Genomic DNA, 24,532 nt, shown 5'->3' on the forward strand with positions numbered 1-24,532 from the left:
AAAATAAAATCTTTAATTTTTGCATGTTGTAGCGTGGTTACGATCGCTGCCCTTGCAGGATTTGCCTCTTCTCGCCAAAATGAAAAAAAGTGTGAGAAAGTGTCAATAACAATTGATAATGAGTACAATAATTACTTTATTGGGGATGAAGAAGTCAGAGACCTTCTGACCCGTGAAGGTGAGCGAAAATTGGAAGGCTTGCCCAACCAGCAGATCGATCTGAAAAACCTTGAAAAGCGCATCGAAGCGCATAGCTTTGTAAAAGAGGCGGAGGTGTTCAGAGGGCTCGACGGTAACATCCAAGTAAGCATAAAACAAAACAGGCCTATAGCTAGAATTATACGACCAGATCAGGATGTCTACATAGATGCAGAGGGAAACATGCTGCCCCTCTCCGAAAGATACACCGCTCGTGTTATACCTATTACGAAAACCCAGTCCGGCAGACCGTTCGGCAGGGATTTCTTTCAGGACTCTACAGGCCAAGCCTATCTTTCCTTACTGCGGTTCATTGAAACCGATCAGTTTTGGAAAGCCCAATTAGCCCAGATGCATATCGATGAGAAGGGCAGCGTATCTTTCCTGCCGCAGGTAGGGGAGCACACCATTGAGTTTGGAAAACCGGACGAAGCGGAACAGAAATTTAAAAAGTTGATGGTCTTTTATAAAGAGGTGCTGCCCGTGATGGGCTGGGACAAATATAAGAGAGTCAATGTGGAGTACGAAGATCAGATTATTTGTGAATAACATATACAGCATATGCAGAACGACAAAATAGTAGTAGGCTTGGACATCGGCACAACCAAAGTTTGCGCACTTGTTGGTCGGAAGAATGAGTATGGAAAGCTGGAGATCCTTGGAATGGGGAAGGCTGTTTCGGAAGGGGTGGTACGCGGTATTGTCAGCAACATCGACAAAACCGTAGAGGCGATCAGGAAAGCCGTTCAGCAGGCCGAGGATCAGGCGAGCATCAACATCAAGGTGGTCAACGTGGGCATTGCCGGGCAGCACATCAAGAGCCTGCAGCACAATGGCAGCATCACCCGTCAGGTAACTGACGACGAGATAACCGTTGATGATGTGAACCGTCTGACAAACGACATGTACCGTTTGGTGACGCCTCCGGGAAGTGAAATCATTCATGTGATGCCGCAGGAGTACAAGGTGGACTACGAAGAAGGAATCACCGATCCGGTAGGTATGTCTGGTGTGCGTTTGGAGGGTAACTTCCATATCATCACGGCGCAGTCAAATGCCATCAGTAACATCAACAAATGTATCGCCCGTGCCGGACTGGAGATTGACAATCTGATACTGGAACCACTGGCTTCGAGCATGTCAGTACTGAGCGACGAGGAGAAAGAAGCAGGGGTGGCTCTTGTGGACATTGGCGGCGGTACGACGGACCTTGCCATTTTCAAAGACAATATTATCCGACATACGGCAGTTCTTCCTTTCGGGGGCAATATCATCACGTCCGATATTAAGCAGGGCTGCATGGTAATGCAGAACCAAGCAGAGCAGCTGAAAGTGAAGTTCGGAAAGGCGATTGCCGACGAAGCCTCTGAGAATGAGATCGTTTCGATTCCGGGACTACGCGACCGTACACCGAAAGAGATTTCTCTGAAAAACCTTGCTTATATTATAGAAGCGAGAATGGAGGAGATTGTTGAACTGATCTATGCAGAGATTGTTAGGTCAGGATACAGTAACAGCCTTGCCGCAGGTATAGTAATTACGGGCGGAGGCGCGCAATTGCAGAACTTGGTGCAGCTGGTAGAGTACATCACCGGAATGGATACCCGCATTGGCTATCCGAATGAGCACTTGGGCAAATCGAAGATCGATGCCGTGAAGAGCCCAATGCACGCAACAGGCGTAGGTCTTGTGCTGGCAGGCTATCAGTCACTTGACCAGCGCGAGGAAAAACACGTGGAAGTGCAGCAGCATGAAGAGTACAACAGAGTAGTAACTAAAACCGCAAGCAAAGAAAGCAGCGGCAAAGGTTTTCTCGACAGAATCAAAGGTCTTTTGTCGGACGACATAGACTAAATAGAAGCAAAATTATTAGAAACCCATAATAGCAGGAGATTTTAGCATGACTTCAATGTACAGTTTTGACCTGCCGGCAAACGGTAAGTCCATCATCAAGGTGATTGGCGTCGGGGGCGGGGGCAGCAACGCGGTAAACCACATGTATAGCCAAGGCATCAAGGACGTAGAGTTCGTGATTTGCAATACGGATATGCAGGCCTTGAAAAGCAGTAGCGTACCGAACAAACTTCAAATAGGCTTGAACCTGACCGAAGGTCTGGGTGCTGGAGCCAACCCTGAGAAAGGAAAGCACGCAGCCCTTGAGAGCAAGGAAGAGATACGCGAGTTGCTCAGCAATGATACCAAAATGGTGTTTATCACGGCCGGTATGGGCGGTGGAACTGGTACCGGTGCAGCTCCTGTAATTGCTAAAGTTGCCAAAGAGTTAGGCATCCTGACAGTGGGTATTGTGACTGCGCCTTTTGTGTTTGAAGGCAAGAAAAAGAAGACGGCCGCTGAGAACGGTATCAAGGAGCTGAGCGAAAACTGTGACACGATCCTTGTTATCCTGAATGACAAGCTGCGCGAGATGTTCGGTAACCTGACCATCCGTGAAGCTTTTGCAAAGGCTGACAACGTGTTGACCACAGCTGCTAAATCAATTGCTGAAATTATTACTGTTACAGCCGAAGTCAACGTCGATTTTGAAGACGTTAAAACGGTAATGAAAGATTCTGGAGCTGCAGTGATGGGTTCTGCAACGACAGAAGGCGAAGGCCGCGCCCTTCGTGCCGCAGAAGAGGCGCTTTCTTCTCCATTGTTGAACAACACCGATATCCACGGTGCGCAGAAAATATTGCTTTCCATTATGTCTGGTGAGCAGGCCGAACTGGAAATGGACGAACTGACTGAAATCACGGAGTACATCCAAGACAAAGCCGGTCAGGAAGCAGAAGTAATCTTTGGTCACGGTATCGATTCTTCACTGGGCCAGAGCATTCGTGTGACGGTTATCGCCACTGGTTTTGCCAGTGACGCGGAATCCATCATCGAGCCAAAAAAAACGATCTTCGACCTTAACAGCCAGAAGCCAATAGAGGTGGCTGAGCCGGTAAAGCCTGAGCAGCCTAAAATGGTGAACTTTGTGCCGGAGCCTGTGGTAGCCCCTGTTGTGACTGCGCCACAGCAGCCTGTACAGCAGCAGTTCGAGATGCGTCGCCCGGTAGTAGAGCAGCCACAGCCTGCCCCACAACAGCCGCAAGCTCCGCAGCAACAGCAGACACCTCAGCCGCAACAGCCACAGCGTCGTGTGTTCAACCTAGAGGGTTCAACCACACAAGAGTATGGCAATAACTTCGGTTCTGCCCCACAGCAGGAAGACTATGCCGCCCTCGAAGAAAAACGCCGTACTGAACAGCGTGAGCTGATGGACCGCAAAGCGCAGGAGCGACGTGAAATGCTAAAGAGACTTAGCGCTGACATGACTACCAGTGAGGCTATTAAAGAGAAGCTGGATGTTCCGGCCTACCTGCGTCGCAACGTGGCGCTAGACTCTGTTGCACACTCTTCTGAGCGCAACATCTCTCGTTTCAATCTCAATGACGACAACGAGATCTTGGGAGACAACCGTTTCCTGCATGATAATGTAGACTAATTATTCCTGTTTTCTAATAATGCAAATAGCCCGCACTCACTTGCGGGCTATTTTGTTTTATACCTATACCTGAAACTTCTATTTAGAATAGGGCTGAAAGAAAAATAGCAGGTATAAAAAGTAAAAGCAGTAGTAAGACAGTATCCTTGTAAATTGTAGCCTCTGGCTTGTGCATTTTCTTTAATATGGTCCAAACTGTTAGGTTGATCAGTAATAAGACTGGGTAAACAAGCATAAACAAAATCGGAGCCTTATCATTGCCAGTCCACACCTTATATACCAATAAAGCTACAATCGAAAGGTTAATCAATATAGCGAGTATAGCGTGTTTGCGCATGGGTATCCGCACAGGAGTTGAAGCGCTTGCTTTTAAAAATGGATGAACTGATCTATCTGCTGATTTAAAAGCTCAAGGTATAGCTCATTGGTGATGGCAGTACCGTCAAAGTGCTTCTCGATTTGGGCAAGGCGGGGCTTTAGTGCCAGTACGTGCATGCCTAAGTAATTAAAGATATCGGTCAGATGGCTCATGGCGAGCCCACTGCCTTGCACGCCTGAAGATATACCTACCAAAGCCGCTTTCTTGTTGCGGAAAGTATTTGGATAAGCTAGCCCGTCTATAAAGGCCTTGAGCACACCCGGAAAGGAGCCGTTGTACTCCGGCACCACGAAAACGAATTTATCAGAGCTCCCGATCAAACTGCTTAGCTGGTTAAAGGCCTCATTCGTTCCAATATTGTCGTACAGCGCTGAGCTGGTGAAATCTGCAGGCAGGTCAGCCAAGTCCAGAATCTGGTGAGGCTGTTTGTGCTGCTCTAATAGGCGCGCGTAGAGGTTGGCTACCGCTCTTGAATTAGATGCTGGTCTGTTGGTGCCGGTAATGATGGTAATCATAGAGTGTATCTGGTGTTTCTCTTTAAACAGGGAGTATGCTTCACTGTTTAGGATGGTAAAGGTATTCCTAAGATTTCGCTATCACAAAAAGCAAAAGGCGAGAACAGTTTCCTGCCTCGCCTTCCGAGCTAATAGAATCAGGCTAACTAAACGTTCTCTGAGCTTGCTTTTGCTCCAAGATACTCACGGTTCATCATGGCGATGTTGTCGAGTGAAATGCCCACTGGGCACTCAGCGGCACAAGCACCAATGTTAGAGCAGGCACCGAAGCCTTCCACGTCCATCTGGGCCACCATGTTTTCCACGCGTGTTTTGCGCTCTACCTTACCTTGTGGCAGCATAGCCAGCTGAGACACCTTCGCGCTCACGAAGAGCATAGCAGAGGCATTCTTACAAGCTGCTACGCAGGCACCACATCCGATACAGGTAGCGGCATCAAACGCTTTGTCAGCAATTGTCTTAGGTATAGCAATCTCGTTTGCGTCAGGTACACCACCCGTGTTCACAGATACGTAACCGCCGGCTTGCTGAATACGATCGAAGGCAGAGCGGTCTACGATCAAGTCTTTGTGCACCGGGAAAGCGGCTGCTCTCCAAGGCTCGATCGTGATGGTGTCGCCGTGGTTGAAGTGACGCATGTGCAACTGGCAAGTGGTTGTTCCGCGCTCTGGACCGTGTGCACGGCCGTTGATGAACAAGCTGCACATACCGCAGATACCTTCGCGGCAGTCATGGTCAAAGGCAACAGGCTCTTCGCCTTTCACCAGCAGTTCTTCGTTAAGCACGTCCAGCATTTCCAAGAAAGACATATCCGGAGATATACCGTTCAGTGGATAGGTTACCAGCTGACCTGCCGAGTTTTTATCTTTTTGGCGCCAAATCTTCAATGTGAGGTCCATTGGTTTAGCATTTGGATTACTTCCAGCCATTTCTTTATTAATTACGAATTAAGAATTATGAATTAAGAATTTCTAATTGCCTGCTGCCAAGCCCATTACTCATTCCTAATTATTAATTAATCATTACTTATAGCTACGCTGCGTTAGCTTCACGTTTTCGAACTTCAGTTCCTCTTTGTGCAGGATCGGGTTACCGTCGTTGTTGGTATACTCCCAAGCAGCCACATAGGCAAAGTTCTCGTCGTCACGCAGAGCTTCGTTCTCAGGCGTCTGGTACTCCTCACGGAAGTGGCCGCCACAAGACTCGTTTCTGTGCAGAGCGTCGTCTACCATCAGTTCGCCGAGTTCCAAGAAGTCAGCAACGCGATGTGCCTTCTCCAGAGTCTGGTTCAGCTCTTCGTTTACGCCGGTTACTTTCACGTTCTGCCAGAACTCATCGCGCAACTTGCGGATCTCCTGTTTGGCAAACTGAAGACCTTCGGCGTTACGGGCCATACCGCAGTAATCCCACATGATCAAACCAAGTGCCTTGTGGAAATCATCCACTGTGCGGTTTCCTTTGATAGAAAGGAGACGGTCAGTAGTGGCTTTCACGTTTTGCTCCGCTTCTTTAAAGGCAGGGTGGTCTACGCTTACTTTATCATAAGGAGTTTGCGCTAGGTAGTCACCGATGGTGTAAGGAATCACGAAGTAACCATCAGCCAGACCCTGCATAAGGGCAGAAGCACCGAGGCGGTTAGCACCGTGGTCAGAGAAGTTACACTCTCCAGTCGCGTACAGACCCGGTATGTTGGTCATCAGGTTGTAATCCACCCAAAGGCCACCCATGGTGTAGTGCACGGCAGGGTAGATACGCATTGGTTTTTCGTATGGGTTCTCGTCCGTGATCTTGGCGTACATCTCAAACAGGTTACCATACTTGGCAGCGATAGCCGGCTGGCCTTCACGCTTGATGGCATCCGCAAAATCAAGGTATACGGCTAGACCGGAAGCACCCACGCCACGTCCCTCGTCACACATCAGTTTCGCGTTGCGTGATGCCACGTCGCGCGGTACGAGGTTACCGAAGGCTGGGTATTTGCGCTCCAGATAGTAGTCGCGGTCTTCTTCTTTAATATCGTTAACGGTAATCTCGCCTTTGCGCAGGCGCTGGGCAATCTCAACTGTCTTAGGAACCCAAACACGGCCGTCGTTACGCAGGGACTCTGACATCAGCGTCAGTTTAGACTGGTATTCTCCGGAAACAGGTATACAGGTTGGGTGAATCTGTGTGAAGCAAGGGTTAGCGAACAAAGCGCCTTTCTTGTGAGCTCTCCAAGCCGCTGTGGCGTTTGAGCCCATTGCGTTGGTAGAAAGGAAGAACACGTTGCCGTAGCCACCGGTTGCCAGCACCACCGCATGCGCGCTGTGCGATTCTACTTTACCAGTGATCAGGTTTCGCACCACAATACCGCGGGCTTTGCCGTCCACCATCACAAGGTCAAGCATCTCGGTGCGAGGGAACATCTTCACTTTGCCGTAAGCGATCTGACGGTTCAGGGCAGAGTAAGCGCCTAATAGCAGCTGCTGTCCCGTTTGGCCACGTGCATAGAACGTACGCGATACCTGAGCACCACCGAACGAACGGTTGGCTAGCAAACCTCCGTACTCACGGGCGAAAGGCACACCTTGCGCCACACACTGGTCAATAATGTCAACTGACACCTGCGCCAGACGGTATACGTTAGCCTCACGAGCGCGGTAGTCACCACCTTTGATGGTGTCGTAGAACAGACGGAAGATCGAGTCACCGTCGTTCTGGTAGTTTTTAGCGGCGTTGATACCACCCTGTGCGGCGATAGAGTGCGCACGGCGAGGGGAATCCTGGAAGCAGAACGCTTTCACGTTATAGCCCAGTTCGCCAAGAGTAGCAGCAGCAGAAGCACCGGCAAGACCAGTACCCACTACAATGATGTCGTATTTACGTTTGTTGGCTGGGTTTACCAGCTTCACATTGAATTTATGTTTATCCCATTTCTCTGCTAAAGAGCCTTCCGGGATTTTCGAATCTAATATCATAGCAACTTTTGAAAGTTAATGTTATGCCGCGAAAAAGAAGTATATCGGAATGATGGCAAAGCCAAAGCATACCAAAACAGAAAAAATAACACCGAAAGTCTTAATGAACGGTGTGTATTTCTTGTGCGTCAGGCCAAGCGTCTGGAATGCGCTCTGGAAACCATGGATCAAGTGGTAAGCCAAGGCCACCATGGCGATCACGTAAATCACCACATACCACCAGATCTGGAAAGATTGCACGACCTTCAGGTATAGGTTGTCATAGTCTACATTGTCGATCACAACACCTTCAAGACCCTCAAGACCCGCTACACCGCCAAAGCGGGCAGGTACGAAGAAATTCCAAAGGTGGATGATCAGGAAAACAAGAATAACTGTGCCGAGCAGGCCCATGTTGCGGGAAGACCAGTTAGAGTTCTCCTGTGGGTGGTTTTCCGAATAGCCAACAGGGCGAGCCGTCTTATTGCGACGTGTCAGCACCAGGGCATCATAAATGTGGAAAACGAAGCCTAACACCAGAACAATCTCCATCGTGCGGATGATAGGGTTATTCGCCATGAAGTGTGAATATAAGTTAAATGTCACACCGTCATCACCTTTGAATAGCGTCAAGTTACCTATTAGGTGCACTACCAAGAAAGAACACAGGAAAAGACCTGTGATAGACATGATGATCTTGCGGCCGATTGTACTGGAAAACGTTTTAGTAAACCAATTCATCTGTATTTGTTAGAAGGTTAAGTAATGAATGCTTTTTAATGCCCAAAGGTACATGCAGAGCCCGTATAAAACAATTTAAATAGTATATTTTGAATCAATCTAAATTGCTATGCGTAGGACTGAAAACCATATAGTATAAACCCACTTTTCTTGCTTTTGTTGATAATAAAAAGGTAAAATATCAGTTTTCATTTTACCTTTGTTCAGCGCCAAACCTAATCCTACGCTTATGCCAAATAGTTTACGCTTGAGGTATTGCTTGCCTGGCCGCATTGCGCTGTTGGTGTTGATCTTGTTGTTGGGGTATGCATTCGAGGCACAGGCAACTCACATCAGAGCGGGTGACATCACTGCTCGGGCCGACAGCGGTCCAAATCCGAATCCTCGGAAATTCTTCTTCACCATGGTTATCTTTAATAAGATAAGCTCTCCGGCCGAAGACCCTTTTGTAAACATCTCGATGGGCGACGGTAATACCGTACGGGTAGACCGCATTGGCCCAACTGTTGTAAAGCCCGATGTAAACCGGGCGGTGTATGAATGGGAATATACCTATGCCAACGCAGGTACCTATACGGTAACATGGGTTGGCGAAAACCGAAACGGGGGCATCCTGAACCTCGCTGCCCCTACGGACCAGCTTACGTTCGCTATCTCTACGACTATCTCCATCAATCCTTTGCGAGGTCTGAACAGTACGCCAGTTCTGACCGTGGCGCCTATTGACGAAGCTACAGCAGGGGAGCGTTGGGTACATAACCCTGGCGCCGTTGATGCTGACGGCGACAGCTTGGCTTTTAAACTGGTTCAGCCCCAGTATCGCAATACGGCGGGTGTTATCACCAATGCCCCGGGTTATCGAGACCCAAATCTGGTCGGGAGTTGCCGTAACTCAAACAACACAGGTCCCGCTACTTTCACACTGGACCCTCTAACCGGTCAGCTGACATGGGATGCCCCCTGCCAACTGGGCGAGTATAACGTAGCCTTTGTGGTGGAGGAATGGCGCGTCACCCCCGGGGGAGGCGCCGTTTTGATTAGCCGTGTGGTCCGTGACATGCAGATCTTGGTAGTGGACGCCCGAAACCAGCCTCCTGTGCTGACGCCGCGCGACACCTGTATTGTAGCGGGCACGACCCTAAGCACGACCATCACAGCCACTGACCCTGATGGCCACCGCATCGTATTGACGGCGGCTGGTACTGGCGGTATCATACCACCGGCTACTTTCAACCAGACTGTAAACCAAGACGGACGCGCAGCCGGACGCTTGGTTTGGAGCACCACCTGCGAGGACGTGCGGGCGCAGCCATACCAGCTTGTGTTCCGTGCCGAGGATAATCCGCCGCCCCCTTCGAGGCAGCTGGCTGACCTGCAACCCTACCGTATTACGGTGGTGGGGCCGCCTCCGCAGAACCTAGTGGCAACTGCCCAAGACCGTACCGTCCGATTGACGTGGGATCAGTATACCTGTCAGAATGCTTCTACCATCCGCATCTACAGGCGGGAAGGGCCTTCTGGTTGGCGTCCGGGGCCTTGCGAAACAGGGGTGCCGGCAAGTACGGGCTATGTGTTGATAGGTGAAGTAGGCAAAGAACGCACAGAGTTTCTAGACGATAATGATGGGCAAGGGCTCCAAGCTGGTGCCGAGTACTGCTATGTGATTTACGCTGAGTTCCCTGCACCGGGCGGAGGCAAAAGTATTGCCTCTATAGAGGCCTGCGTGGCGCTCGATCGAGACATACCTTACATCACCAATGTAACGGTGGACCGCACGGATGTCAGCAATGGCCAGATCACGGTGCGTTGGACCCAGCCTGGCGCAGGCGTTGACCGATTGAACGCCCCGTTTGAATACAGACTATACCGCAAAGTAGGGCAGGAGCAGGGCGGCGGCTACCAGCGGGTATTCACCTCACGACGACTTACTGATACCGTGTTTGTAAACAGCGGTCTGAATACCGAGGAAAACGCATACCGTTATAAGCTGGAGTTCTATAGCACACGCACGGCGGGTGGCCCTACACCGGACTTGCTTCGCGACAGCACATCAGCCTCAAGCGTACGGTTGGCCGCAGAGCCAACCAGTACGCAGAATGACTTGGCTATCACCCTCAACTGGACCTACAATGTGCCATGGCGAAACGAGGCGCTGGAGCATCAGGTGTACCGTGTGGTCGGCAACGACCTAGTGGAAATCGGCAGTGTAACCGCTACCGCTACGGGTGGTACATTCACAGATCGCGGTTCCAGCTCGGCGCCACTCGAGCGGGGTCAGACCTATTGCTATGTGGTGCGCACACAGGGGACCTATCAAATTGAAGGCCTGCCGGAACCGCTTCGCAATTTTAGTCAGCAGGTTTGCGTGGAACTGCCGCTTATCATCTGTCCGCCGGAGCTAACCCTCGATATACTCGACTGCGAGGCCTTTTTTGCGAACCCAACCCAGCCACCGTATCAGAATGTGTTGAACTGGGTGCCACAGACAACAGGCGACTGCACCGACGAAATTGACTTTTATACCGTGTACTTCAGAGGGCCGGGTGAAACCGAATACCGCCAACTGGCGACAACCGAGGAGATGACCTATACCCATACCGGACTGGAGTCATTTGCTGGTTGCTACTATGTGACAGCGACGAGCTCGGCAGGTGAAGAGAGCGCTCCGAGTAACGAGGAGTGTAAAGACAATTGCTTCTTCTTCCTGCTGCCAAACATTATTACGCCTAACAGCGATGGTAAAAATGACGTGTTCCGGCCAGATCCGCGGGCGCTCTTTATTCGCTCGACTAATTTCTCGGTGTTCAACCGGTGGGGGGTGAAGGTATACGAAAGCAGTGACGACGCGTATATAAACTGGCCGGGTACCGATAGCGATGGCAATCGACTGAACGACGGTGTTTATTACTATGAAGCTGAAGTAGAATTTATAACCATTGACCCAGCTAGAGCGCGTAGCAAGTACAAAGGCTGGGTAGAGATCGTACGCTAATGACAAAAGAGGAAATGGAACGGCTGCAAGGTTTGCCCATCGTGTTTTACGATGGCACCTGCGGCTTTTGCCAGGCCAGCATCCAGCTTGCACTCCGTTACAACAAGCGTCAGAATCTGCATTTCGCAGCCCTGCAGTCAGGTTTGGTAGAGCAAATTGTGCCTCAAGAGCAAATACCTACTCCGCTGCCTGATTCCATTCTTTTTTATGAAAACGGCCGGCTCTACACCGAGTCCGAAGCCGCCCTCCGCATCGCCCGCCACCTCAATTTTCCGTGGGCAGTACTTTACTATTTCAGGTTTATTCCCTTATCTTTCCGCGATTTTGTGTACCGCTTCATAGCGAAGCACCGCTACCGCATCGCCGGCCGTGACGAAGCCTGCCTGCTGCCAAGCCCCGAAGAACGGGCGAGGTTTGTGGCGTTTTAAATTGAATCGTTTAATTGTTGATGGTTAAATTGTTGCCTAGCTTTTGCTTGGGGCAAGTTTTGGCTGCATTTGTGGGGTTTGTGCCTCAGAGCCAAGTATAAGTGGGATAGGTATGAACGACAGTGAGCATGGGCTATACCTGTATAATCATTCAGGATAGGTATAAACCAGACCCCCAAAGACTACACTCAGCCATTTAACAATTTAACCAATCAACAATCATCAACTGGCAATCAAATATTAACAATAAACATTAGCATGAAAAAGGCATACGTTTTCCCAGGACAGGGGTCACAATTTGTAGGTATGGGCAAGGACCTGTATGAGCAGCACGAAGCCGCTCGCCAGCTGTTCGATCAGGCAAACGAGATACTTGGTTTCAATATCACCGAGATCATGTTCAACGGCACCGATGAGGAGCTGAAACAGACCAAAGTAACGCAGCCGGCTATTTTCCTGCACTCCGTGGCGCAGGCAGCCGTTGCCACAGATTTTCATCCGGATATGGTGGCAGGTCACTCGCTGGGTGAGTTTTCGGCACTGGTGGCCAGCAAGGTGCTGAGCTTTGAAGACGGTCTTCGCTTGGTGTACAAGAGAGCAATGGCTATGCAGGCGGCCTGTGAGGCCAATCCATCTACCATGGCGGCTATACTTGGCTTGGAAGATGCGAAGGTAGAGGAGGTATGCGCCTCCATAGAGGGTGAAGTTGTGGTAGCGGCAAACTATAACTGCCCGGGCCAGTTGGTGATTTCGGGTTCTAACAAAGGTATAGAAGTGGCCTGCGAAAAAATGAAAGAGGCCGGTGCCAAGCGTGCCCTGCCACTACCGGTAGGAGGAGCCTTTCACTCGCCGCTTATGAAACCAGCCGAGGAAGAGCTGGCCAAGGCAATCAATGAGACGACGTTCAGCCAAGGTATCTGCCCCATCTATCAGAACGTAGACGCGATGCCACACACAAACCCAGAGGAAATTAAGCAAAACCTGATCAGCCAGTTGACAGCTCCAGTGCGCTGGACGCAGTCGGTTCAGCAGATGGTGGCCGACGGTGCCACGCACTTTGTGGAATGCGGACCGGGTAAAGTGTTGCAGGGACTGGTGAAAAAAATTGAGCGTACGGCAGAAGTAAGCTCTGTGGAGTAACCGGACGTAATTTATAACAAAAAGTCCCTTTTTGACTGATTTGTCGGAAAGGGACTTTTTCGTTTAGCTGATTGAGTGGTTCAGACTTAATTGATGGATAGGCTGATGTCGTTAACCTCTAAGGGCGTAACGCCTGCACTGGCCAGTTCGCCTGCAAGCCGGTTTATTTCAGTTAGAAGCAGGTCGCTTTGCTGTAGATTCTCCTCCGATAAGGAGAGCACTTTAGAAAGATAGAGCTCCTCGCGCAGATCCAGTTCCTGTATTAGCTTTTGAAGCAAGTCTGTGTCTTGGCCAATATACACCAAAGGGGATATCTCGATTTTAACCAGTTTGCGGCTGGTGTCTGCAATGTTGACCCGAAAGAAGTAGTCGCCGGCTTTGCCGATCAGATAAGTGGACAGTTCCTTGATGATAGAGTTGTATCCCTCTACGGCGCCATTAAAGTGCAGGGCAGTAAAAGCTGGAAGATCATACAGCCGCTTTTTTTGCAAAAGCTTTTCATAGTTGTTGAGCAGCGCTACGATAATCAGGCCCAACGCAAAAATTGCCGCATACAACATCGCATCCGGAAGAGACTGGCTGATGGTCTGAGCCGAGAATCCCTGTCTGGCTATGAAAGGAATAAAAGAAAAAGGAAGCACCAGCATAAACACAACTATAAAGCCACGGAGGAGGCTACTTCGTTCTGTATTAATAATGGTGAGTAGATCTTTCATGTGGATAGCGGCTGTGCCCGGGTGTTAGGTTTCCGACTTGCGGCAGTCTGTAGCTGCCGGTAGCAATTGGAGCAAGGTATAGATTTGCACGGATTAATCCGTTTCTACAAAGCTATAAATATACAGAATTTTTTAACACTTGTGTAGAAGCATGTTACTAAGTGGGTAGACCTGTGGGATTTTAGGCCAATGATGTGAGTCGCTGCTTTTTAAGGCTGCTCCAATAGCCGTACCTCCAAAGGATCCGGGCAGTTTTTAAGCAGATCGTCTATGCTTATACCTAAAACAGGGTGTGTCAGGCTAGGGGCAACTTCTGCGAGGGGCAGCAGCGTGAAGCGGCGCAAATGCAGTTGCGGATGGGGGATGGTGAGGCGCTGGGTCTGCAACACTAAGTTGTCGTAGAAGAGGATGTCGATGTCGATCACGCGTGCGCCCCAGTGCTCTTGGCGCACCCGGCCCAGTTCGTGCTCAATCTGGTTTATTCCCTGCAGCACCTGCTCGGGTGTTAGCGCAGTCTGTAGCTCGAGCACTTGATTCAAAAAAGCGGGTTGGTCTGTTTTTCCCCATGCAGCTGTTTCATACAACCCGGAGCTCTTTGTAATGGGGCCGATTTGGGAGGCAAGCAGCTCTCGTGCTTGGGTAAGATAGCCGATGCGATCACCGAGGTTACCGCCCAGCAGCAGGTATAGCTTAGGCATGCCGCTGGAAAAAAGTGATGCTCAAATCAGCTGCGGCACGGGCCGCTAGGGGGAGTTCCTCCTGCTCATAAGGGTGTTGGCCGCCGAAGGAGTGGTCGGCGCCGGGGAGCAAATGCAGCTCTGCGTCGGGCTTCCAAGCATGCAGGTCATGGGCCATTTGTACGGGCAGGGTCTCATCCTCCTCGCCATGCAGAATAAGCAGTGGCTGCTGCATTTTTTTGATTACTTTCGGTATCTCAAGCCGCTCCACGTTAGCTAGGTAGTCCTCCACAATTTGGTAATAGAGCGGCATTCGTATACCTGTGCGGGCATTGGTCACCCACTGCACGCCCTCCTTTTTCCAAGACTCCTTCTCCAGTTCGTCCCAGCGCTGGTCAAAGTTATTGACAGCCGCCCAAGTTGCCACGGCGCGCACGCGTGTGTCTTCGGCTGCTTTGAGAATGACAGAGCCGCCTCCTCGACTGTGTCCGATCAGGTAGATGCGATCCAAGTCCATTTCTTTCTGTGGCAGCGGACCCTCTTCATCATGCACCAAGTTGATGAGCGACTTCAGGTCTTCCAACTCTATGCTGAAGTTGTTGCGCCCGAAGGCTTCCATGTCGTGCAGGTCAGAAAAGTTGTCGATGGAGGTGCCGTTGTGGGAGAAGTTGAATTTGATAAACACAAAACCACGTTCGCTGAAATACTTGGCGAGCAGGTTAAAATGGCCCCAGTCCTTGAAGCCCTTAAAGCCGTGGGTGTAGATGACCACCGGCTTTTTGTTTCCGTCTTGGGTGTAGGTGGCGTCAGCGGTAAAAGGCCGCTCATGCTCCGGGTATACAACGAAGTCTACTTTGAGTGTATCTGCCATGGTGTTTTTGAGTTATCAGAGGGCAATATAGTTATTTTAGACGTGCGGCAAACCTGCGACTGACTGGCTTGTTTAGTAGGGGTGCGGCACCTGTTCTATATTCATATATTTAAACGCTGAATTAGAGCACTTGTTTGGATACCACACCTGCACATAGTAATATTGCGGAATAACACATGAGCATTAGCCTAAAGGAAATACAAGCGCCCATTGCGCAGGAAATGGAGCTGTTCGAGAGAAAGTTCAGGACTTCGATGAAGTCCAAGGTGCTGCTACTCGACAAGATCATGAGCTACATCGTGAAGCGCAAAGGCAAGCAGATGCGGCCGATGTTCGTGTTCTTTATGGCCAAGCTCTTCCGCGGCGACGCCATCGGCGATGCCACCTACCGCGGGGCGGCCCTGATCGAGCTGCTGCACACGGCTACGCTCGTGCACGACGACGTGGTGGACGACGCCAACTACCGTCGCGGTTTCTTCTCCGTAAACGCCCTCTGGAAAAACAAGATCGCCGTGCTGGTAGGCGATTACCTGCTCTCCAAAGGCCTGCTGCTTTCGCTACAGAACGATGACTACGAACTGCTCAAGATTGTGTCGAATGCCGTGAAGGAAATGAGTGAAGGGGAGCTGCTGCAAATCGAAAAAGCCCGACGTCTGGATATAGACGAGTCGGTGTATTTCGATATCATTCGCCAGAAAACAGCATCTCTCATTGCCTCCTGTTGTGCCGTAGGTGCTGCCTCTGCAGGAGCTTCGGTAGAAGACATAGAGAAAGCCCGTTTGTTCGGCGAAAAGGTAGGCATTGCCTTCCAGATAAAAGATGACTTGTTCGATTACGGTACCGCTGAGATTGGCAAGCCGGTAGGTATAGACATCAAGGAAAAGAAGATGACCCTGCCGTTGATCCATGCCCTCCGCGAAGCTGACTGGATGACCCGCCGCCGTGTGATCTACAACGTGAAGAACAACAACGGCGACAACAAGCGTGTGCAGCAGGTGATCGATTATGTGAAAGCCTCCGGCGGTATACAGTACACCATCGAGGCCATGAACCAGTATCACGCCGAGGCACTCGCCATTCTCCATACTTTCCCCGCCTCCCCGTCCCGCACCTCGCTGGAGCAACTCATCGCTTATACTATTGAGAGGGAGAAGTAAACTGAAGTGTTAAATTGTTGTGTGTTAAATTGTTTTAAGACGGTTTGACCTCAATATTCTTGCCCTCGCTCGCGTCCCGCGAGTGTGAGCTATTCGCAGGACTCTGGCCGCTTTTTCTATACCGCTTTTTTAAAATTCTCACGTGCTGTCTAGATATAGCCAACCACCTGCTGCGCTCCATCTTAAAGAATAGGCGAATTATCAGGCACGCATAGGGCTAGAAGATGCTATGAGGTCAGGATTCAATATTTATAAACTTCCTTTCAAAATCTGTAAGTCTTGTGCAGGAGTACGTAGGTAATTTTAAGCATGCAAAATAACCTATGAAAAAATGAGTCTCAACACCAACACTTGGAACCGGCTGCGCTATACGGTATACCTGCCCATTTACGACCTTGTCGCGGACCGTATCTTCCGCAAGTACCGAAAGCGCTCCATCGAACTGCTGCAGGCCCAACCTGATGACGCTATACTTATTGTTGGTGCTGGCACAGGGCTTGACCTCCCATACCTGCAGGGGTATACCCACATCACCGCTAACGACATCACACCCGGCATGATAGCTAAGCTAAAAGCAAGGGCCGCCAGCTTGGGTATACCTGTCGATGCTCACGTAATGGATGGCCAGCGACTAAGTTATGCCGATAGCAGTTTCGACACCGTGTTTCTGCACCTGATTATTGCGGTTATACCTGATCCAATAGCCTGCATACGAGAAGTGGAGCGGGTGCTGAAGCCGGGCGGCACCATTATGGTATTCGATAAGTTTTTGCCGGACGGCCAGAAGCCATCGCTGCTCCGCCGTCTCTTTAACCAAGTCTCCAGCACGCTCTTTTCAGATGTCAACCGCAGCATAGGGAGTATCGTCAGCCATACCTCGTTGCAGGTGGAGCTGAATGAGCCGGCTGCTTTCGGGGGCACTTTTAGGATTGTACGGTTGCGGAAACCTCTGTAAATCACAAAGGCCGCTACTTCACCAGTAGCGGCCTCTGCTATACCTGCCGATCCAACAATCAGTAATCAACAATCAACAATCGAAATTTAAATCTTCTCCGCGAGCAAATCGTCCATGGTCTTGTTAAAGTCCGCTACCCACTCTTCGTAGTATTGGCCGGTGCCGGGACCCGAGAAGCCGGTGTGGATTTTGCGCACTTTGCCTTGGCGGTCGATGAAGATGGTGGTCGGGAAGGAGAGGACGTGGTTAAGTGCCGGAAGAGCTTTGGCGGCCACTTCTTTGTCAGCTATACCTCCATAAAGCAGATCATACTCAATATTGAAACGAGCCTGCATACGCTTCAGCCTTGGCACGGCCTGCTCATAACCTTTGGTTCGCTCAAATCCCAGACCGATAATCTCCAATCCGCGGTCTTTGTTTTTCGCATAGTATGGGGCCAGAAACTGGGTTTCGTCCATACAGTTCGGGCACCAAGAACCCAGCAACTGCACCAGCACCACCTTGCCTTTGTATTTTTCATCTGATAGCGACACCTGCTTTCCATTTACATCCGGGAAAGTGAATTCCAGCGACTCATAGCCCGGCTTGAGGTAGGTTAGCTCATTGGCATTAGTTAGTTCAGCATTTTCGTTGCGCTTTGCTGTCCACGTTTCATAGTCGTAGAGACCAGCAAAATACTCGCCCTTCAGCGTTTCCTCATTTGTTGGCTGAGCCGTGAAAAGGTAATCATGGTTGCCGTCAAAAGTAGAGAGTTTGAGCTCATTGCCTTCTACCTGTCCTTCGAGGTAACGGTAGTCGCCTGTCTGCGTGATGAATGTGCCGGTTATGTAATTGTCCTTTTGCTCAAATACGCCAATGGCCGGGTAGGTCTTGCCATCTTTTTTCGTGAAAGTCACTTCCCATTTGCCATTGTAGTCGTAAGTTGCGGCTGCCGGATTTTCCTTGAAGCGGTTCGTCTGGCCATGTTCCGCCGTGAAAGGAACAGAATAGCGCTTGGCTAAATCGTTGCGAGTGAAGCGTCCGGCCATTTTATCCCCGTCTACTTTCGCGATCAGGTCCGCATCGAAAATATGGAGTCTGATTTTGAGAGAGTCGCCTTCCTGCTTGATGTCATCAACGAGTATGCGCTCTTCTCCATTTATCAGGTACAGCACCGTGTCACCGTCTTTTTCCGCTGCTTCCATAATAAAAGGAATATCTTGTCCCTGCGCCTGAAGCGCCACACGCCAAGGGCCGGTTCGGAGGGTGTTATCAGTAGATGTGGTAGAGCCACAGGAGCTTAAGAGCTGTGTTAACGATAAAGCAAACAACAAAATCAGCCTCATTGGGGTATTAAAACAAGTACGTTTCATGCGGCAAAATTACAAGAAGGATTTGTGAAAAACGAAACTTGCTGCAAATAGCGTGCGCAGCTGCGGAAATGTTATATTCATGCCCGCTAATGTTGTGCTTAAACACTCATATTTCGTACATTTGTAAACTTCACAACGAAGCATTAAAAATAATAACAATAGCAAAACTATGGCATTTGATTTAGGAATGATCAAGGCAGTTTATGCCGGGATGGCCGAGCGCGTGAATGCTGCCCGTACTAAAGTTGGCAGACCGCTTACCCTGACAGAAAAAATACTGTATGCGCACCTTTATGAAGGTCCGGCTACAGGGGCGCATGAGCGCGGCCAATCTTATGTAGATTTCGCACCTGATAGAGTTGCGATGCAGGATGCAACGGCGCAGATGGCCTTGCTTCAGTTCATGCAGGCTGGCAAGCCGCAGGCGGCTGTGCCTTCCACAGTGCATTGCGACCACTTGATCCAAGCTCGTGTTGGCGCTGACCAAGACTTGCAGGACGCATATGATGAAAACAAAGAGGTATACGATTTCCTAGCCTCTGTATCGAATAAGTATGGCATCGGTTTCTGGAAGCCGGGTGCCGGTATCATTCACCAAGTGGTGCTTGAGAACTACGCCTTCCCGGGCGGTATGATGATCGGTACAGACTCACACACCCCTAATGCCGGTGGTCTGGGTATGATCGCGATCGGTGTTGGTGGTGCTGACGCCGTGGACGTGATGGCCGGTATGCCGTGGGAGCTTAAATTCCCGAAAGTAATAGGCGTGAAGCTGACTGGCAAAATGAGCGGTTGGACTTCTCCAAAAGACGTAATTCTGAAAGTGGCCGGTATCCTGACTGTAAAAGGCGGTACGGGGGCTATTGTAGAGTACTTTGGAGAAGGTGCTGAGTCTATGTCTTGTACTGGTAAAGGTACTATCTGTAACATGGGTGCTGAAATCGGTGCGACTACTTCGGTATTCTCTTACGACAACAGCATGCGCGACTACCTGCGTGCCACGAACCGCGAAGAAGTGGTACAAATGGCGGACGAGGTAGCAGAGCACCTGCGTGCTGATGACGAGGTATACGCTGACCCGGCTGCTTTCTATGATCAACTGATTGAGATCGACCTGAATACACTGGAACCACACGTAAACGGTCCATTTACGCCGGATGCTGCTTGGCCAATCTCTCAGTTCGCTGCTGTTGTAAAAGAGCACAACTGGCCAGCTAAACTGGAAGTAGGTCTGATCGGATCTTGCACCAACTCTTCTTACGAAGACCTTACCCGTTCCGCTTCTATCGCGGAGCAGGCTGTGACCAAAAAACTTGTTGCACAGGCTGAGTTCACCATCACACCTGGTTCTGAACTAGTACGCTTCACGACAGCCCGTGACGGCTTGTTGGATACCTTCGCTCAGATGGGCGGTGTGGTGCTGGCAAACGCCTGCGGTCCTTGCATCGGTCAGTGGGCACGTCACACAGACGATCCTACTCGCAAGAACTCTATCATCACATCATTCAACCGTAACTTCGCTAAGCGTAACGACGGCAACCCGAACACACACGCGTTCGTGGCATCGCCTGAGATCGTAACTGCTTTCGCCATCGCCGGTGACCTGACGTTCAACCCGCTGGTTGACAAACTGATCAACTCGGACGGAGAAGAGGTAATGCTGGACGAGCCAAGAGGCATCGAATTGCCACCGCAGGGCTTCGCCGTGGAAGACGCAGGCTATGTAGCCCCTGCCGAAGACGGTAGCAGCGTAGAAGTAGTGGTTGATCCGAAATCTGACCGTCTGCAGTTGCTGGAAGGCTTTAAGCCATGGGAAGGCACAGACCTGAAAGGTCTGAAGCTGCTCATCAAAGCGCAAGGCAAGTGTACAACCGACCACATCTCCATGGCTGGTCCTTGGTTGAAGTACCGTGGTCACTTGGACAACATCTCCAACAACATGCTGATCGGTGCGATCAACGCATTCAACGGAGAATCCAACAAGGTATACAACGACATGACGCGTGGCTACGATACAGTGCCTGCCACTGCTCGTACTTATAAAGGTGCCGGTATCGGTACGGTTGTAGTAGGTGACGAGAACTACGGTGAAGGCTCATCTCGTGAGCACGCAGCCATGGAGCCGCGCCACTTGGGCGTTCGTGCCGTTATCGTGAAGTCATTCGCGCGTATCCACGAAACCAACCTGAAGAAGCAGGGTATGCTGGGACTGACATTCGCCAACAAAGCCGACTACGACCTGATCGAGGAGACCGACACGATCGATATCCTAGGTTTGGAGAACTTCACGCCGGGAGTACCATTGAAAGTGGTATTGACGCACAAAGACGGCTCTCAAGACGCTTTCATGGTTAACCATACCTACAACGAAGGTCAGATCGAGTGGTTCAAGGCTGGCTCAGCGCTTAACCTGATTCGCTTGCAGCAGAAGCAGTCAGCTAACGCTTAGTAAGTAGTTAGCTACGATAATAGAAAAGGCCCCGCTCATGAGCGGGGCCTTTTTATTTTAATTAATGCAATTTAGCGTCTTAAGGGCGAATAACTACCAAGCGCTTAATAAGGGTGGTATTCTCGCAGGTCAGCTGAACGATGTATAATCCCTCAGCCATACCTGATAAATCGAACATAGCCTCTTGTGGCAGGCGCTTTAGAACCGGCGGTGCGATTCGCCGGCCCATACTGTCCGTCATATAAAGTGTTAGTGCTGCATTAGCCGTAGGTAGCGTGACACGCAACTCATGCGTCGCCGGGTTAGGGTATAACTGGAACTGGCTAGCATTTACATTAGGCGCCTCCTGTGCCTTTATCACTTCGATCTGTTGTATGACCGAATCTTCAGAGCATCCAAAATTGCTGCCGGCAACAAGAAGCACCTCATACTTGCCGGGCTCAGAATATGTATAAGATGGTTCTTTTTCGGTGGAGGTGTCGCCATTCCCGAAGTGCCACATCCAGTTATCACCGTGTTTGGTTTCGTTACGGAAAGCGACGCGTTTGCCAACCTGTATCTCCTCTTCCTGCGCAATGCTAAAGCCCGCCTCCGGAGTATTGGCCACCACCACGCGAATTGGCACCAGCGGACTATCAATCACGGAATCTGCGTTGCACACAAAGAGCTCCACATTTTGGCTTAGGTCAAGCAGCTCCAAGCTCGGACCTGTGGCAATCAGGTTAGTTTTGGCCTCGTCAGCGTAAAACTTGAACCGTTTGCCATTGGAGGGAGCCACATGTAAACTTGTGCCGATGCAGACGGTATCGCTAATAGCCAAAGGAGTTGGCCCGGCTTTAAGACGCAGGAACTGCATTTGGGCCGCTTTGGCGTTATCCCGCAGACGCTCCAAGTCATCGCCGGCCACAATGGCGAATGCTACCAGCTGGGTTTCACCGGGGGACAGTTGCTGGGCGGTTGTGCCCACCACATGCGACACATCATTGCCATTTCCGTTTCCCCATGCCCGCTTGCGGCTTATACCTCCGGAAAGCGTTCTGTACTTTTCTTGGGCGTTAAAGCCATCGGCTATCGCGAACGTGGAAGATCCACCCGAAAGGTTGTCTATGGCATAGTAGGAGGGAGGCGTGTAGGTTAGCAGTTTGATGCCGGCGTAAGTTGCGGCATAACCCTTGTTATACACATAGCCCATTTGCGTCTGCTCATCCCAGTCGGCGATGTTAAGGTATGGGTCGCCGATATTCCAGTCGGCAAATATGCCGGCATGCAGGGTATGAATAGTATCCGGCGTGATGTTCTGGATCAAGTATTCCAATATGATGTAATCCGCATCCGGGTCTTCGCTCCAAGCCATACCTTTGTAACTGACGGCCACTCCCGCTTGACCGGGGGCGGGAAATTTATCCTTCATCAGACCATGCACTTCCTGCTTGTACGGTTGATTGTAGCGCATCCTGATCGGCTGTTGCGGCACAAAGTCGTTGTCGGTCTGCCAACTGGCGTTGCGCACGTTGTCTGAGATACGGTCCGGTGCCGACGCGATGAGTAGCCCGCCTTCGAAAAGCATGGAATTGCTGCCCTTGTATGTAATACCGATACCCTGTCTGAAATTATAGCCGTTGTACCCAATGTTGCCTTTGCTGTTTAGGGTCATGTGCAGGTTGTTGGCCGTGAGCGTGATGTAGTCTGGGTTCACGGGTATTTGGAAATACTGAAAATCTTGGTAGGTCCCGTCGATGAAACCAAGCCTAAAAGTAGCGAGGGCGTTGAGTGGCGCATCTGGCTGGACCACAAACCGGAATGGTGTGCTCTGGTTTTCACGGGAAGACAAGCTTGCCATGGCGCCCACTGTTAGCGCATCGTCCACGATCTTAATAAAAGGAGAAGGTGAAGTCAATTTAACCGCTAAAGCTGTGGTAGGGTCAAGGTAATTCGTCAAATTGATGTGGAGCAGCAGCGTGTCACCAATCTGAGCCACTTTGTCGTCAGCGATCCCAAAAGAGGTGCAGCGAACTGACTTAATACCTGTTTCGAGCAGGGCACGCTTCATGTTCAGGCGGCCTTTACCCAGCTTTTCGAAGTATGGCGCATTTTCAGGCAGGTGGTAGATGTCGTCGGAAGTGGCACGGAGGCGCTCCATCACCTGCATGGCATTGAGGTGGGGCAGATGTGAACGCAAAAGCGCCGCGGCACCCGCTACCTGAGGCGATGCATACGAGGTGCCCGTCCCTCCGCCATAGGAGTTATCGCGGCTTATGGTAGTGGTGTAAACACTGGCGCTAGGGGCTGTCAGGTCAATCTTGTAGTTCCATGTATGATTATTGGTTTTGATGTCTTTATTTATACCGCCCACAGACAACACATTGTCGTATGCGGCCGGAAAGATGTTGACAAAAGCGTTGGTGTTTCCACCCGACGCCACAATCACCACATCGCGGTCAAATACGGCATAGTTAATAATATCCTGCTCGTATTTGGACGAACCTTCGCCTCCCCATGACAGGTTAATGATGCTGCACCCCTTGTCAGCTGCGTATACAATGGCCTCATATCCCCCAAAACTGCCAGTAGACGTGGAGGGGAAAACTTTAAGAGGCATAAACTTCGTGTTGAACCCCGTACCCGCTATGCCTATGCCATTGTCTGCTTCCCCAATCGCTGTGCCGGCCACAGCCACGCCATGGCCACGGTAGGGAGTGTCGTCATGGGTGTTATTGTCTCTGTCTGCGAAATCCCAGCCGACAAAGTTGTCCACAAGGCCATCGCCGTCGTTGTCTATGCCGTCTATGGGATCGTCATGGTTATACTTGATCTTATTGCGGATGTCTTCGTGGGTCAGCCTAAAGCCGGTGTCCAGTATGCCGATAATGATATTGGTGTCGCCCTTCTGCACCGCCCATGCGCCATAGGCCTGAATTAGTTTTAGGTAAGCCTGCGTGGTTTTGGTTGAGTCTGAGGCGGGATCGTTGGGCTGATAGAGCGGGACGCGTTCATAGAGCGGCTCCACATACTCCACTAAACCAGAAGCCATCAGCACTTGTTGGACCTCCTCTAAGCTTTTGCTCGGCTCGTATGTGAGCTCATAAATAAGCGACAGGTCCACATGTGCCTTTCGGGTATAATGCGTGGGGGATTTTTGCGGAAATTTCTGTTGCACAGCCTTGGCACCCACCCGTTGAAGCGCTTCCTGCAGGGTACGGCCGTACGCCGGAGGCTGCTGGGTGACGGCGTGCCCCTTCAGTTTGTAAACGACCGTATGCGGTTTGGTGGCGTTCCCGATTCCCGTACCGGCCGGCAGCTGCTGAGCGGCTAGATGGGTAAACGAAAAACACACACAAAGGAAAGAAAGTATGCAGCGATTTAACACTGCCCAAGGGGTAAACATTATATCATATTAAACTATTAGGTAAAAGATGTCTCCCTTGCTTAGGCCAAGAAGACTGTTTTAGCGCATACAATGGGGCTGAAATTTTGAAAGCATCCCCATGCTTATCAAAAAAATACGTAACTTTCCAACAATTGATTCTAATATATGT

At 50.5% G+C, this 24,532-nt stretch carries 18 protein-coding genes; 9 read left to right on the plus strand and 9 right to left on the minus strand.

Annotation, left to right across the window (positions count from 1 at the left end; translation table 11 throughout):
- The first annotated feature begins 99 nt into the window (after positions 1-99).
- Genes Q1A04_RS14325 through ftsZ form a run of 3 tightly spaced genes read left to right on the plus strand, consistent with a single transcriptional unit; the run spans position 100 to position 3,688 of the window.
- Complete coding sequence (locus Q1A04_RS14325) at positions 100-747, plus strand: hypothetical protein (RefSeq protein ID WP_299707295.1); 648 nt, start codon at positions 100-102, stop codon at positions 745-747.
- Positions 748-759: 12 nt separating this feature from the next.
- Complete coding sequence (gene ftsA, locus Q1A04_RS14330; RefSeq protein ID WP_299707298.1) at positions 760-2,052, plus strand: cell division protein FtsA; 1,293 nt, start codon at positions 760-762, stop codon at positions 2,050-2,052.
- Positions 2,053-2,098: 46 nt separating this feature from the next.
- The gene (gene ftsZ, locus Q1A04_RS14335; protein ID WP_299707301.1) at positions 2,099-3,688 is read left to right on the plus strand and encodes a cell division protein FtsZ; all 1,590 of its coding nucleotides are present in this window, start codon (positions 2,099-2,101) and stop codon (positions 3,686-3,688) included.
- 369 nt (positions 3,689-4,057) lie between these two features.
- Here the strand turns inward: ftsZ and Q1A04_RS14340 are convergent, their stop codons facing one another.
- The 4 genes from Q1A04_RS14340 to Q1A04_RS14355 form a co-directional block, all read right to left on the minus strand.
- Positions 4,058-4,582, minus strand: coding sequence for an NAD(P)H-dependent oxidoreductase (locus Q1A04_RS14340; protein ID WP_299707304.1), 525 nt, complete (start codon positions 4,580-4,582; stop codon positions 4,058-4,060).
- A gap of 146 nt (positions 4,583-4,728) precedes the next feature.
- Positions 4,729-5,481, minus strand: a complete 753-nt coding sequence (locus Q1A04_RS14345) for a succinate dehydrogenase/fumarate reductase iron-sulfur subunit (RefSeq protein WP_299707306.1) — start codon at positions 5,479-5,481, stop codon at positions 4,729-4,731.
- 123 nt (positions 5,482-5,604) lie between these two features.
- The gene (locus Q1A04_RS14350; protein ID WP_299707309.1) at positions 5,605-7,539 is read right to left on the minus strand and encodes a fumarate reductase/succinate dehydrogenase flavoprotein subunit; all 1,935 of its coding nucleotides are present in this window, start codon (positions 7,537-7,539) and stop codon (positions 5,605-5,607) included.
- A gap of 21 nt (positions 7,540-7,560) precedes the next feature.
- Complete coding sequence (locus Q1A04_RS14355; RefSeq protein ID WP_299707312.1) at positions 7,561-8,259, minus strand: succinate dehydrogenase cytochrome b subunit; 699 nt, start codon at positions 8,257-8,259, stop codon at positions 7,561-7,563.
- A 229-nt stretch (positions 8,260-8,488) separates the two neighbouring features.
- Here Q1A04_RS14355 and Q1A04_RS14360 point away from each other — a divergent pair, with 229 nt between their 5' ends.
- The 3 genes from Q1A04_RS14360 (at position 8,489) to fabD (ending at position 12,819) form a co-directional block, all read left to right on the plus strand.
- Positions 8,489-11,251 carry a gliding motility-associated C-terminal domain-containing protein gene (locus Q1A04_RS14360; protein ID WP_299707315.1) on the plus strand — a complete coding sequence of 921 codons (2,763 nt, stop codon included), beginning with the start codon at positions 8,489-8,491 and terminating at the stop codon, positions 11,249-11,251.
- The gene (locus Q1A04_RS14365; RefSeq protein WP_299707317.1) at positions 11,251-11,679 is read left to right on the plus strand and encodes a thiol-disulfide oxidoreductase DCC family protein; all 429 of its coding nucleotides are present in this window, start codon (positions 11,251-11,253) and stop codon (positions 11,677-11,679) included. Before Q1A04_RS14360 ends, Q1A04_RS14365 begins: the two co-directional genes overlap by 1 nt.
- Before the next feature lie 258 nt (positions 11,680-11,937).
- On the plus strand, positions 11,938-12,819 hold the full coding sequence (fabD, locus tag Q1A04_RS14370) for an ACP S-malonyltransferase (RefSeq protein WP_299707320.1): 882 nt from the start codon (positions 11,938-11,940) through the stop codon (positions 12,817-12,819).
- Between the two features lie 86 nt (positions 12,820-12,905).
- Here the strand turns inward: fabD and Q1A04_RS14375 are convergent, their stop codons facing one another.
- The 3 genes from Q1A04_RS14375 to Q1A04_RS14385 all read right to left on the minus strand — a co-directional run bounded on the left by Q1A04_RS14375 (position 12,906) and on the right by Q1A04_RS14385 (position 15,083).
- Positions 12,906-13,535: a hypothetical protein gene (locus Q1A04_RS14375; RefSeq protein ID WP_299707323.1), complete on the minus strand. Its 630-nt coding sequence runs from the start codon at positions 13,533-13,535 to the stop codon at positions 12,906-12,908.
- Between the two features lie 209 nt (positions 13,536-13,744).
- The gene (gene folK, locus Q1A04_RS14380) at positions 13,745-14,233 is read right to left on the minus strand and encodes a 2-amino-4-hydroxy-6-hydroxymethyldihydropteridine diphosphokinase (protein ID WP_299707326.1); all 489 of its coding nucleotides are present in this window, start codon (positions 14,231-14,233) and stop codon (positions 13,745-13,747) included.
- The gene (locus Q1A04_RS14385; RefSeq protein WP_299707329.1) at positions 14,226-15,083 is read right to left on the minus strand and encodes an alpha/beta fold hydrolase; all 858 of its coding nucleotides are present in this window, start codon (positions 15,081-15,083) and stop codon (positions 14,226-14,228) included. Before Q1A04_RS14385 ends, folK begins: the two co-directional genes overlap by 8 nt.
- A 176-nt stretch (positions 15,084-15,259) precedes the next feature.
- Here Q1A04_RS14385 and Q1A04_RS14390 point away from each other — a divergent pair, with 176 nt between their 5' ends.
- Positions 15,260-16,240: a polyprenyl synthetase family protein gene (locus Q1A04_RS14390; RefSeq protein WP_299707332.1), complete on the plus strand. Its 981-nt coding sequence runs from the start codon at positions 15,260-15,262 to the stop codon at positions 16,238-16,240.
- 331 nt (positions 16,241-16,571) lie between these two features.
- A complete protein-coding gene (locus Q1A04_RS14395; protein WP_299707335.1) occupies positions 16,572-17,195 on the plus strand; it encodes a methyltransferase domain-containing protein in 624 nt (207 codons plus the stop codon).
- Between the two features lie 86 nt (positions 17,196-17,281).
- On the opposite strand, the gene Q1A04_RS14400 is transcribed toward Q1A04_RS14395, so the two are convergent.
- A complete protein-coding gene (locus Q1A04_RS14400; protein WP_299707338.1) occupies positions 17,282-18,379 on the minus strand; it encodes a peroxiredoxin in 1,098 nt (365 codons plus the stop codon).
- A 337-nt stretch (positions 18,380-18,716) separates the two neighbouring features.
- Between Q1A04_RS14400 and Q1A04_RS14405 the strand changes: the two genes are divergently transcribed.
- Entirely contained in the window at positions 18,717-20,996 is a 2,280-nt protein-coding gene (locus tag Q1A04_RS14405) for an aconitate hydratase (RefSeq protein WP_299707341.1), read from the plus strand.
- A gap of 79 nt (positions 20,997-21,075) precedes the next feature.
- Here the strand turns inward: Q1A04_RS14405 and Q1A04_RS14410 are convergent, their stop codons facing one another.
- Positions 21,076-24,363: a S8 family serine peptidase gene (locus Q1A04_RS14410; RefSeq protein ID WP_299707344.1), complete on the minus strand. Its 3,288-nt coding sequence runs from the start codon at positions 24,361-24,363 to the stop codon at positions 21,076-21,078.
- Between the last annotated feature and the right edge of the window lie 169 nt (positions 24,364-24,532).

The organism is uncultured Pontibacter sp. (assembly GCF_947499215.1).
GTDB lineage: Bacteria > Bacteroidota > Bacteroidia > Cytophagales > Hymenobacteraceae > Pontibacter.